An 11,267-nucleotide genomic window follows, 5' to 3' on the forward strand; every position below is an offset into this window, starting at 1 on the left:
TCGGGGTGCTCGTGGGGGTGGGCACGTCCTGGTCCCTTCTGGTCGCGGCTCGTGGCCATGGTGCGGGGTGTGCGGGGGTGCGCGGCGGACCTGTTCGACCGGGCCGGCAGGAGAGCGCCGGGAGAGAAATCGTGGCATGGACACGCTCGTCATGGAAGCGCTCCCACGCCATGCGACCGAGAGCCCTTGCTCCCCAACAGGGCTGACCGGATTCTTCTGCGCGAAGCGTTGACTAGAAAGCGCTTGCCACCTAGGTTCCGTTCAGCAGTGTGACCGAGCCGCTTCGCCGCACCCCCCGCACGGCCACACTGTCCGCGCGCGGCGTTCTGCATGACGCACATCGTTCACCTACATGTTCGAGTCGCTCCTCCCGAAGGGACGCACCCGCATGCGAACTCTCCCCCCACGTGCACTCCCGCAAAGAACCGCACTGGCGGCGGCAGCCGCAGCCGTCCTCGCCACCGCGGCCGTTCTCACCGTGCCGCAGCCCGCCGGGGCCGCCGAGACCTCGCCGATCGGGTTCGGCGCGGGAACGACCGGCGGCGGCAGCGCCTCGGCGGTCACCGTCTCCACCCTGGACGCCTTCAAGGCGGCGGTGACCGGCGGCTCGGCCAAGACCGTCCGGGTCAACGGCCTGATCTCGCTCACCGGCCAGGTCGACGTCGGCTCCAACACGACGGTGCTGGGCGTGGGTTCGTCGTCCGGGTTCACCGGCGGCGGACTGCGTCTGAAGAACGTCACCAACGTCGTCGTGCGCAACCTGAACATCAGCAAGCCGGTGGCGCCGTCCGACGGCATCACGGTCCAGGCGTCGACGAAGGTGTGGATCGACCACAACTCCTTCTCGGCCGACCGCGATCACGACAAGGACCACTACGACGGCCTGCTGGACATCAATCACGGCTCGGACGACGTCACGGTGTCCTGGAACACCTTCAAGGACCACTTCAAAGGCTCGCTCGTCGGTCACAGCGACAACAACGCGAGCGAGGACACCGGCCATCTGAAGGTGACGTACCACCACAACAGCTTCAGCAACGTCTACTCGCGCATCCCCAGCCTGCGCTTCGGCACCGGGCACTTCTACAACAACTACGTGGCCGTCGCGGACACCGCCTGCCACTCGCGCATGGGCGCCCAGCTGCTCGTGGAGAACAACGTCTTCCGCGACACCAAGATCGCCGTCACCACGAACCGCAGCAGTGACGTGGACGGCCACGCCAATCTGCGCGGCAACGATCTCGGCGGAGCCGCGACCGAGATCTCCCAGGTCGGCACCTTCACCACACCGCCCTATGGCTACACCGCGGAGTCCGCGTCCACCGTCGTCGCCTCGGTGACGTCCGGCGCGGGCGCCGGAAAGCTCTGACCACCCCCACCCCAACAGAAGGCATCGGGACATGACTTCACCAGCGAAGCCCCGCGCCCGCCGGCGCGCACTGACCGGCGGCCTGGCCGCACTCGGCCTCTCTTCTGTCATGATCACGACAGTAGGCGCACCACCGGCGAACGCCGCGACGTGGCCGACGCCCACCAGCAGCCAGCCGGTGAGCTCGACCATCCAGGTGTCCGGCGTCCGGGACGGCGGCATGGTCCGCTACTACGGCAGCGGCGACCTGGCCGGCGACGGACAGGAGGAGGGCCAGGACCCGATCTTCGAGCTCGCGGCCGGCGCGACACTGAAGAACGTCATCATCGGCGCGCCCGGCGCCGACGGCATCCACTGCGAGGGCAACTGCACCCTGCAGAACGTGTGGTGGGAGGACGTCGGCGAGGACGCGGCCACCTTCCGGGGCGGCTCGACCTACACGGTGACCGGCGGTGGCGCCAAGAAGGCCGCCGACAAGGTCTTCCAGCACAACGGGCCCGGCACTCTGAACATCTCCAACTTCGCGGTCAGCGAGTTCAAGACGCTGTACCGCTCGTGCGGCGACTGCTCGACGCAGTACACGCGCAAGGTCAACCTCAGCAACATCGAGGTGACCGGCACGGGCTCCACCGCCCGGCTCGTCGGCATCAACGTCAACCGCAACGACGTGGCGACCCTGCGCGGCATCACGATCCTCAACGACTCGAGCCGCAAGGTCGTTCCGTGCCAGAAGTACAACAACAACACGGCGGTGGGAACGGGGCCGGACAGCACGAACTGCCTGTACTCCAGCTCCGACATCACCTACCGGTAGTCCCCCCACGGTGAAGGCGGCCGTCCGAAGCGTCCCCGCACGGCGCTTCGGACGGCCGCCGGGGCGTTTCGGGGGCACGCGCGCGCGTGCGGGCTCTCAGGCTCGGGCGGTTCCCCGTCCCCGTCCGTCACGCCTGCGCGCGTTCCCCGACCGGCTCCCCCGCGTCACGCGCGCTCGCGTCCTCCGCCAACTCCCGCCGGTAGTCCGCGTACGCGGCGCGCAGCCGGTCGCCCGGCCAGTCGGACGGGAGGAGTCCGGGGGGCAGCACCGGGTCGGCGAGCAGATGCCGTACGACGGCCGCGAAGGTGGTGAAGCGGTCGGACGGGCGGCGGGCACGGGGGACATGGGCCAGCAGGGCGCGGCCTGTGCCGGCCCAGGCGTCCAGCGGCCAGAGGTCCGCCGCGAGCTCAGCGGCCGGACTGTCCGGGCGGGCCATGTAGCGCTGTGCCACTTGGCCGACGTCGTCCGGCAGGGGGCGCAGCAGATTGGCCGGGCGCAGCCAGACGCCCTCGCGGAGTTCGGCGAGGCGCAGCCGGGTCAGCTCGGTGCGCAGTTCGGCGCGTTCGGCGGGGCCCCGGCCCGTGGCCGTGACGACGACCATCTCCCAGTCGCCGTCCCACGGCCCGGTTCCGGGGTGGACGGCGTCGTCCTGGCGTCGCTGGCGTTCCAGCAGCCGGTCGCTGAGCCGGTGGACGGTGTCCGTGCGCCGCAGGTCGCCGGCCGCCACCATCCGGCTGAGCGCGGCCCGCACGGTGGAGCCCGCGATCCCGAACGGCTCCACGCTGCGCACCAGCTCCTTCACCGGCAGCTCGGGCGGATGCAGACCCAGCAGCAGGCTGAGCACGACCGAGCGGGCGGACAGCGGGCGCAGCTCCACCTCGTCGGCCGGCAGTGACGCGTTGTTCCGCATGGCCAGGTACCTTACGTGCCGATCCGCGTATTACAGGATTGCTGCAACCGCAGACATAATGCAACACTGACGGCATGGTCTCGATACTCGCGCAGGAGCAGTCCGGGCAGTACGCCACCCACGACGTCACCAACCAGCCCCCACCCCTGACGCCGTACGACGCGTCGCAGGACACGGCCCTGCTCGAAGGGCTGCGCCGCGAGGGCGCCGGGTGGGCCGAGGAGGACATCCGGCGGCTCGGCCTGCGGGCCGGGAGCGCCGAGGCGCAGGAGTGGGGTGAGCAGGCCAACCTCCACGAGCCCGAGCTGCGTACGCACGACCGGTACGGCCATCGCATCGACGAGGTCGAGTTCCATCCGAGTTGGCATCACCTGATGCGGGTCGCGGTCGGCGAGGGCCTCGCGGCGGCGCCCTGGGCGGACGAGCGGCCCGGAGCGCATGTCGCCCGGACCGCCGGCGGGCTGGTGTGGGGGCACACCGAGGCCGGCCACGGCTGTCCGACGTCGATGACGTACGCGGCGGTCCCGGTGCTGCGCCGCCAGCCCGAGCTCGCCAAGGTGTACGAACCCCTGCTGACCAGTCGGGAGTACGACCCCGGGCTGCGCGTGCCCACCGAGAAGCGGGGTCTGCTCGCGGGCATGGGGATGACCGAGAAGCAGGGCGGCTCCGACGTCCGTACGAACACGACCACGGCCTGGCCGACCGCCGAGCCGGGCGTGTACACCCTGCGCGGGCACAAGTGGTTCACCTCGGCACCCATGTGCGACGTCTTCCTGGTGCTGGCGCAGGCTCCCGGCGGCCTGTCCTGCTTCCTCGTGCCGCGCGTCCTGCCCGACGGCAGCCGCAACACCTTCCGCATCCAGCGCCTGAAGGACAAGCTGGGCAACCGCTCCAACGCCTCCTCCGAGCCCGAGTTCGACGGCACCGTCGCCTGGCTGGTCGGGCCCGAGGGACGGGGCGTCAAGACGATCATCGAGATGGTCAACTGCACCCGGCTGGACTGTGTGATGTCGTCGGCGGTGCTGATGCGCAAGACGCTCGTCGAGGCCGGGCACCATGTGCGCCATCGCAGCGCGTTCGGCGCCCGGCTGATCGACCAGCCGCTGATGCGCAACGTCCTCGCCGACCTGGCACTGGAGTCCGAGGCGGCGACGACGCTCACACTACGGCTGGCCGGGGCGGCGGACCGTGCGGTGCGCGGAGACGACGCGGACGGGACCGAGGCGGCGTTCCGCCGGATCGCCACCGCCGTCGGCAAGTACTGGGTCACCAAGCGGGGCCCGGCCTTCACCGCGGAGGCCCTGGAGTGCCTGGGCGGCAACGGCTACGTCGAGGAGTCGGGCATGCCCCGCCACTACCGCGAGGCGCCGCTGCTGTCGATCTGGGAGGGCTCGGGCAACGTCAACGCCCTCGACGTGCTGCGCGCGTTGAGCAAGGAGCCGGGCACCGCCGAGGCGCTCTTCGCCGAGCTCGCGAAGGCGCGCGGGGCGGACGCCCGGCTGGACGCCGCCGTCACGGGCCTGAAGAGCCGGCTCGCCGCCGGCTCCGAGTCCGGCGCCCGACGCCTGGTCGAGCAGATGGCCCTGACCCTCCAGGCCTCGCTCCTGGTCCGGCACTCCCCCACGGCGGTGGCCGACGCCTTCTGCGCGACCCGGCTCGGCGGCGACTGGGGGTACGCGTTCGGGACGCTGCCCGACGCCGCAGACACGGACGGGATTCTGGGACGGGCGCTGCCGGGCGGGGAGTGAGACGAAGCGGGGTGCTCGGCCTCACCACCGTCACCCCGTGGTCCGCCCACCCCACAACGGCCCGAACCGCGCCCACTCGTATCCCCACTGATCGATACGCCGGCTCTCCAGTCGGCTGCGGAGCGCCCGGCCCGCGACGAGCGGGACGGTCGCCGCGCAGAGTCCCGCGAGAGCGCCGACCAGGCCGGCCCGGGTGCGGGCCTCGGAGGGGGTGGCGGGCCTGGTCACCAGGCGGCCCTGGGGGTCCGTCCAGACGGTGACCGGCGTGCCGACGCCACTGCCGGGGTGGACGCGGGCCTGGCCGGTGTGGCTGGAGCCGTCCCGGGCGCTCCAGCGGACCTTCGCCCACACCTGCTCGCTGCTCGACATGCCGGAGCGCGAGTCGGACGTGCCCGGCGCCTGCTCGGTGAGCAGGGCCACGACGGGCCGCCACCCGACACGCTCCCTCGCCATGCCCTGCTCCACCGTGCGGGCCGTCGCGAGGCCCGCGAGCACTCCGACGAGGGCGGTGAGCACCCAGGCGGCGAGCAGCACCCAGGCCTCCACCGCGTCGGCCCGGCGTTTGAGCGGATTGCGCCGCCAACGCCACAGCCACACCTTCGGACCACGGAACGCCATCGAAGGCTTCCTCCTCATGAGCGCACGAACATGCCGGACCGACTCCCTCCCATACGGGAGACGGCGGGCGGATGCTCACGGCACCTACCGGGAGTCGACGGTGGCACGGGTCACTCGACGCCCGTCGCCGTCTTCCCGAAAGGGCCCCGCAGCTCGTGGCAGCGGGCTACCATCGCCGCGCTGACCTGCGACGTCGCTCATTCCAGAGGTGACTGTCAGTGCCGGGGTGCAGACTGGCCCCTGTCTGAGACAAAGGCGTCGCGGAGGTGATCGGCATGACCGAGGTATTGCTCGCCGTGGGCACACGCAAAGGCTTGTTCATCGGGCGCAGGCGTGGTGGCACCTGGGAGTTCGACGAGAGTCCCTACTTCAACGCCCAGGCCGTGTACTCGGTCGCCATCGACACAAGAGGCGAGATTCCGCGGCTGCTGGCCGGCGGCGACAGCGCACACTGGGGCCCGTCCGTGTTCCACTCCGACGACCTGGGCCGCACGTGGACCGAACCGGCCCAGCCGGCCGTCAAGTTCCCCAAGGACACGGAGGCTTCGCTGGAGCGGGTGTGGCAGCTGCACCCGGCGGCCGCGGAGCCGGACGTGGTGTACGCGGGCACGGAACCCGCGGCGCTGTACCGCTCGGAGGACCGCGGCGAGACCTTCGATCTCATCCGCCCCCTGTGGGAGCACCCGACCCGGTCGAAGTGGGTGCCGGGCGGCGGCGGTGAGGGCCTGCACACCGTGATCACCGACAAGCGCGACCCGAAGGCCGTGACGGTCGCCGTCTCGACCGCCGGGGTGTTCAGGACGGCCGACGGCGGCGCGAGCTGGGCGCCGTCCAACTCCGGTGTCTCCGCGGTGTTCCTGCCGGATCCGAACCCGGAGTTCGGCCAGTGCGTGCACAAGATCGCACAGGACGCGGGGAGTTCGGACCGGCTGTATCTCCAGAACCACTGGGGCGTGTACCGCAGCGACGACGCGGGCGCGCACTGGACCGACATCGGCGAGGGCCTGCCGTCGACGTTCGGCTTCGCGGCGGCCGCGCACCCGCACCGCGGCGAGACGGCGTACGTCTTCCCGATCAACGCCGACTCCGACCGCGTACCTGCCGACCGGCGCTGCCGTGTCTTCCGTACGGCGGACGCGGGCCGGAGCTGGGAGCCGCTGTCGGCGGGGCTGCCGCAGGACGACCACTACGGCACGGTGCTGCGCGACGCGATGTGCACGGACGACGCGGACCCGGCCGGCGTGTACTTCGGCAATCGCAACGGCGAGGTGTTCGCGTCGGCCGACGACGGCGACAGCTGGCAGCAGCTGACGTCGCATCTGCCGGACGTGCTGTGCGTCAGGGCCGCGGTGGTCGCATGAGCCGTCACGGCTTACGGGCCGGCCTTGGCCACTGGTTGATCACGGCCGCCCGTGCGGCAGTAGGGTGACGCCCGTGGCACCACGACCCTTGCATGAAATCGTCGAAGCGGGCTGGGCGCAGGCCCTGGAACCCGTCGCCGAACGGATCGCCGCGATGGGCGACTTCCTGCGCGCGGAGATCGCCGCGGGACGCACCTATCTGCCGGCCGGGCCGAACGTCCTGCGGGCCTTCCAACAGCCCTTCGACGACGTACGGGTCCTGATCGTCGGACAGGACCCGTACCCGACTCCGGGACATGCCGTGGGGCTGTCGTTCTCGGTGGCGCCCGACGTGCGTCCGCTGCCCGGCAGCCTCATCAACATCTACCGGGAGCTGAACACCGACCTGGGACTGCCGCAGCCGTCCAACGGCGATCTGACGCCCTGGACCCAGCAGGGCGTACTGCTGCTCAACAGGGCGCTGACGACGGCCCCGCGGAAGCCGGGCGCCCATCGCAGCAAGGGCTGGGAGGAGGTCACCGAGCAGGCCATCCGCGCGCTCGCCGCCCGCGGCAAGCCGCTGGTGTCCATCCTGTGGGGCCGCGACGCCCGCAACCTCCGGCCGCTCCTCGGCAGCCTCCCCTCGGTGGAGTCCGCACATCCCTCCCCCATGTCCGCCGACCGTGGCTTCTTCGGCTCACGCCCGTTCAGCCGCGCCAACGACCTTTTGATGAGACAGGGCGGGCAGCCGGTGGACTGGCGCCTGCCGTGACCGCCGGCGCCGGCTTCCTCGCGGTCGACTCCGGAGGGTCCGGGATGCGGGTCGTCGTGGGCACCGTCGACCGGGGTGTACTGGCCCGGCGGGAGTCCCGCGAGCCCGTGCGTACCGGGGACCGGGGCATCGACCCCGGGCACTTCCTGGAGCAACTGGTGCCCATGGTGCGGGCGTCGACGGCGGAGACCGGTGTCGGACGGCTCGGTGCGGCCGCGATCGGTGCCGCCGGGCTCGCCAGTCTCGGCGATGGGCTGCGCGGCGAACTGCCGGCCGCGCTGAGGCGGGAGTTCGGGATCGGACGGGTCGCGCTGGTCGCCGATGCCGTCACCGCTTACGTCGGGGCCCTCGGGCCCCGTGCCGGGGCCGTCGTCGCCGCGGGTACCGGGCTGATCGCCATCGGCACGGATCTGACGTGCTGGCGCCGCGCGGACGGCTGGGGGCATCTGCTCGGCGACTGCGGCAGCGGTGCCTGGATCGGGCGGGCCGGGCTGGAGGCGGCGCTGCGGGCGCACGACGGGCGGCCCGACGGGTCGGCCGGGCTGCTGGCGCGCGCCGAGGAGATGTTCGGACCGGTGCGGGAGTTGCCGGGCAGGCTCTATCCGCGCCCGGATCGTCCCGCCGTCCTCGCCTCCTTCGCTCCGCAGGTCGCCGCGTGCGCCGACGGCGACCCGGTGGCCGGGGACATCCTGCGGGCCGCCGCACGGCACATGGCCGACTCCGCGGCCGCCGTCTGCCCCGCCACCGGAGAGCCCCAAGTCGCCCTCACCGGCGGCCTGCTCAAGATGGGCGACCCTCTTGTCGTACCTCTGGCGGAGGAGTTGGCGAAGCGCCTGCCGCACGCGCGGCCGGTACCGGCCGCCGGGGATCCGCTGGACGGGTCGGTGCGCATCGCGACCGATCTCGCGACGGACGCGCTCACTCTGCCGGGTGACGAGGCGATGCTCTGCGTGGTGAACGAAAAGGGGGACTGATCCTCCTAGGCCGCCCGGTTCCACTCTGCACGTAACTCAATCAGACAAAAGCGGACGGATACCGCTCACCTGCACCCTCCCCGAACAGGGGAGCCCAGGAAGCCAGTAACATGCGTCGCCATGAGCTCCCCCACTGGGCCCGCGTCCGGCCTGCCAGTACGAATGCCGCGACCTCGTCAGCCCGGGCGGCACCGCCGACCCGAGCCGTTGGCGGCTCCCGAGGGCGCGCCCGCGCTCGTTCTTGCGGTGCCGGGCACGCCCAGCGCCGCCACCCGTGGCCTCGCCGAGGAGGTCGTGAGCATCGCCCGCTCCGAGCTCCCCGGCCTCGACGCCCGGATCGGGTACGTCGACGGCGACGACGCGGAGTTCCCCACCCTCCAGTCGGTGCTCGTGCACGCCGCCGAGGAGCGCACGGCCCGCTATGAGCAGGCGCTCGCCGCGGGTGTGGAGGCCAAGGAGCCTGAGGGCCCCGTCGCGGTGGTCGTGCCGCTGCTCGCCGGTCCGGACAACGCGCTGCTGCGCGTCATCCGCCAGGCCGTGATGGACAGCCGTGTCGCGGCCGATCTGACCGATGTGCTGGGCCCGCACCCGCTGCTCGCCGAGGGGCTGCACGTGCGTCTGTCGGAGGCCGGTCTGGCCCGCGCCGACCGTGCCCGGCTGTTCACCGTGGCCACCGCCGCGGACGGCATCATCCTGGCCTCGGTCGGTGGCGAGGAGGCCGTGCAGGCGGCCGGGATCACCGGCATGCTGCTCGCCGCGCGTCTGGCCGTGCCGGTGATGGCGGCGGCGCTGGACCAGGAGGGCTCGATCACGGCCGTGGCCGAGCAGCTGCGGTCCTCCGGCTCGCAGCAGCTGGCGCTGGCGCCGTACCTGATAGGGCCGGAGATCGACCCGAGCCTGATCGCGGAGGCCGCGCACGAGGCGGGCTGCTCCGCCGCGGAGGCGCTCGGCCCGTACCCGGCGATCGGCAAGCTCGCCCTGTCGAAGTACACGACGGTGCTGGGCATCGCCCCGCAGTCGGCGCAGGGCACGCCGGTCCGCTGACGCGCACGTCACAGCCGTAACGCCGAAGGGCCCTCTCCCAGCCGGAGCGGGCCCTTCGGCATGCGGTCAGGCCTAGGCGGGGTCCGGTCCGACGATCACGCAGGATGCCGCAGGTACTTCGACGGAGCCCTCGTGGCGCGGGAGTCCCGTGCCGGGATCGACGGCGAACCAGGACACATCGCCGGAGCGCTCGTTCGCGACGTACAGGAATCCTCCGGCCTCGGTGAGCGCGCGCGGCCAGTGCCCTGCGCAGGGCACCGTGCCGACCAGCCGGAGTTCCTCGGCCTCGACGGCGAACGTGGACAGCACGTCCTCACCGCGTGTGGCGGTCCACACGAAGCGGCCGTCGGGTGAGGCGACGATTCCCGACGGATAGGCGTCGCCTGCCGGGGCTCCCGGCAGCACCGGCGTCTCCGTCAGCGGCTTCAGCGTGCCGTCGTCGGCGTCCCAGTGACAGACGGTGACGGTGGGGGTGAGTTCGTTGACCACGTAGGCGTACGGACGGTGTGGGTGGAAGGCGAGGTGCCGGGGCCCCGAGCCGGGGCGAAGGGCCGTCTCCCGGTAGACCTCCAGCATGCCGTCGGTCAGCGTGCACACGCGCACCGAGTCGGTACCGAGGTCGACGCTGACGGCCCAGCGGCCGCTCGGGTCGGGCTGCACCTGGTGGGCGTGCGGGCCCTGCTGGCGGGGCGTGTACGGGCCCGAGCCGGTGTGCTGGAGGATCACGGGCGGGGCGTCGGAGAGGGTGCCGTCGCGGCGGACGGGCAGGGCGGTGACGCTGCCGGAGCCGTAGTTTGCGGTCAGGACGTGACCGGCGAAAAGGCTGAGGTGGGTGGGGCCGCTGCCGCCGACCGGCGCCGGTGATCCGGCGAGTTCCGGCTTGCCCCCGGTCACGCGGTACGCGGCGACGGCTCCCTCGGCCGTCTCGCTGACCGCGTAGAGCGTGTCGCCGTCGGGCGACAGGGCCAGATACGCGGGGTCGGGCACGTCACGTACGCCGCTCAGCACGCTGAGCGCGCCGTTGTCCGCGGCCACGGACGCCGTGGTGATGCCATGGCCTCCGGCCGCCGTGAACGATCCGATGTAGGCCCGTCTCTCCCGCCTGCCGACGTCTGCCAACGCTGTCCCCTTCCGGTCGGATGCCGTCCGGGCTGACGGTAGCAGCGGATCATCATCGGTCTAGACCAAGGTCGCCTGATCGTCGGCGAGTTCGGACATTGTTTCGCCCCGCTCGCGGGACCCGGCCTCGCGCGCACCCCCGGCGGGCTCGCCCGCGGGCCGCTCCCGCGCGGCTCGCGGGCTGGTGGGTCCGATGGCTGCGGGACTACCCGGCAGATGGCCTGATCCACCCTCTAGATGGCCGATAAACACGACTCGAGCCCCTGAGAACGGCCCCGACGGCAGCCTCAGGCCCCGACCAACGGCGAACCCGACGGCGTACGCAACGGCTGCGCAAGCTCGACCAGAGCCCGCTCCACGCCATGCAAATGAGCCAGCGCAGGGTCGAGCACCGTCGGCTGCACGGTCACCGCGGTGACGTCCGCACCGCCGGTCAGCGACTCCACCGCCGCCGCGACGCGCCAGCACGCGCCGGCCCCGACGGCAGCCTCAGGCCCCGACCAGCGGCGAACCCGACGGCGTACGCAACGGCTGCGCAAGCTCGACCAGAGCCCGCTCC

The 11,267-nt window shown here is 72.1% G+C and carries 10 protein-coding genes and 1 pseudogene; 7 read left to right on the forward strand and 4 right to left on the reverse strand.

Annotated features, from left to right (window positions below; genetic code table 11):
* Positions 1 to 388: 388 nt before the first annotated feature.
* Together ACFQ6S_RS11450 and ACFQ6S_RS11455 are read left to right on the forward strand one after the other, a co-directional pair.
* A complete protein-coding gene (locus ACFQ6S_RS11450; RefSeq protein ID WP_383406416.1) occupies positions 389 to 1,369 on the forward strand; it encodes a polysaccharide lyase family 1 protein in 981 nt (326 codons plus the stop codon).
* Positions 1,370 to 1,400: 31 nt separating this feature from the next.
* Positions 1,401 to 2,183 (forward strand): pectate lyase, encoded by a 783-nt coding sequence (locus tag ACFQ6S_RS11455; RefSeq protein ID WP_383406419.1) that lies wholly within the window; start codon positions 1,401 to 1,403, stop codon positions 2,181 to 2,183.
* A gap of 127 nt (positions 2,184 to 2,310) precedes the next feature.
* Here ACFQ6S_RS11455 and ACFQ6S_RS11460 read toward each other — a convergent pair whose 3' ends face one another.
* Positions 2,311 to 3,093, reverse strand: a complete 783-nt coding sequence (locus ACFQ6S_RS11460) for a PaaX family transcriptional regulator C-terminal domain-containing protein (protein ID WP_383406422.1) — start codon at positions 3,091 to 3,093, stop codon at positions 2,311 to 2,313.
* Positions 3,094 to 3,167: 74 nt separating this feature from the next.
* Here ACFQ6S_RS11460 and ACFQ6S_RS11465 point away from each other — a divergent pair, with 74 nt between their 5' ends.
* A complete protein-coding gene (locus ACFQ6S_RS11465; RefSeq protein WP_383406424.1) occupies positions 3,168 to 4,841 on the forward strand; it encodes a DNA alkylation response protein in 1,674 nt (557 codons plus the stop codon).
* Between the two features lie 30 nt (positions 4,842 to 4,871).
* Here the strand turns inward: ACFQ6S_RS11465 and ACFQ6S_RS11470 are convergent, their stop codons facing one another.
* Positions 4,872 to 5,459 (reverse strand): hypothetical protein, encoded by a 588-nt coding sequence (locus ACFQ6S_RS11470; protein ID WP_383406427.1) that lies wholly within the window; start codon positions 5,457 to 5,459, stop codon positions 4,872 to 4,874.
* Positions 5,460 to 5,734: 275 nt separating this feature from the next.
* On the opposite strand from ACFQ6S_RS11470, the gene ACFQ6S_RS11475 reads away from it, so the two are divergent.
* The 4 genes from ACFQ6S_RS11475 to ACFQ6S_RS11490 all read left to right on the forward strand — a co-directional run bounded on the left by ACFQ6S_RS11475 (position 5,735) and on the right by ACFQ6S_RS11490 (position 9,589).
* A complete protein-coding gene (locus ACFQ6S_RS11475; protein ID WP_383406430.1) occupies positions 5,735 to 6,820 on the forward strand; it encodes a WD40/YVTN/BNR-like repeat-containing protein in 1,086 nt (361 codons plus the stop codon).
* A gap of 73 nt (positions 6,821 to 6,893) precedes the next feature.
* The gene (locus tag ACFQ6S_RS11480) at positions 6,894 to 7,571 is read left to right on the forward strand and encodes a uracil-DNA glycosylase (protein WP_383406433.1); all 678 of its coding nucleotides are present in this window, start codon (positions 6,894 to 6,896) and stop codon (positions 7,569 to 7,571) included.
* A complete protein-coding gene (locus ACFQ6S_RS11485; protein ID WP_383406436.1) occupies positions 7,568 to 8,545 on the forward strand; it encodes an N-acetylglucosamine kinase in 978 nt (325 codons plus the stop codon). Before ACFQ6S_RS11480 ends, ACFQ6S_RS11485 begins: the two co-directional genes overlap by 4 nt.
* A 120-nt stretch (positions 8,546 to 8,665) precedes the next feature.
* The gene (locus tag ACFQ6S_RS11490; protein ID WP_383406439.1) at positions 8,666 to 9,589 is read left to right on the forward strand and encodes a sirohydrochlorin chelatase; all 924 of its coding nucleotides are present in this window, start codon (positions 8,666 to 8,668) and stop codon (positions 9,587 to 9,589) included.
* A 72-nt stretch (positions 9,590 to 9,661) separates the two neighbouring features.
* On the opposite strand, the gene ACFQ6S_RS11495 is transcribed toward ACFQ6S_RS11490, so the two are convergent.
* Both ACFQ6S_RS11495 and ACFQ6S_RS11500 read right to left on the reverse strand, forming a co-directional pair.
* A complete protein-coding gene (locus tag ACFQ6S_RS11495; protein ID WP_383406441.1) occupies positions 9,662 to 10,708 on the reverse strand; it encodes a lactonase family protein in 1,047 nt (348 codons plus the stop codon).
* Positions 10,709 to 10,995: 287 nt separating this feature from the next.
* Positions 10,996 to 11,267: pseudogene (locus tag ACFQ6S_RS11500) on the reverse strand (FUSC family protein); the annotation flags it as partial.

It is taken from the genome of Streptomyces sp. NPDC056479, from assembly GCF_042795335.1.
Lineage (GTDB): Bacteria > Actinomycetota > Actinomycetes > Streptomycetales > Streptomycetaceae > Streptomyces.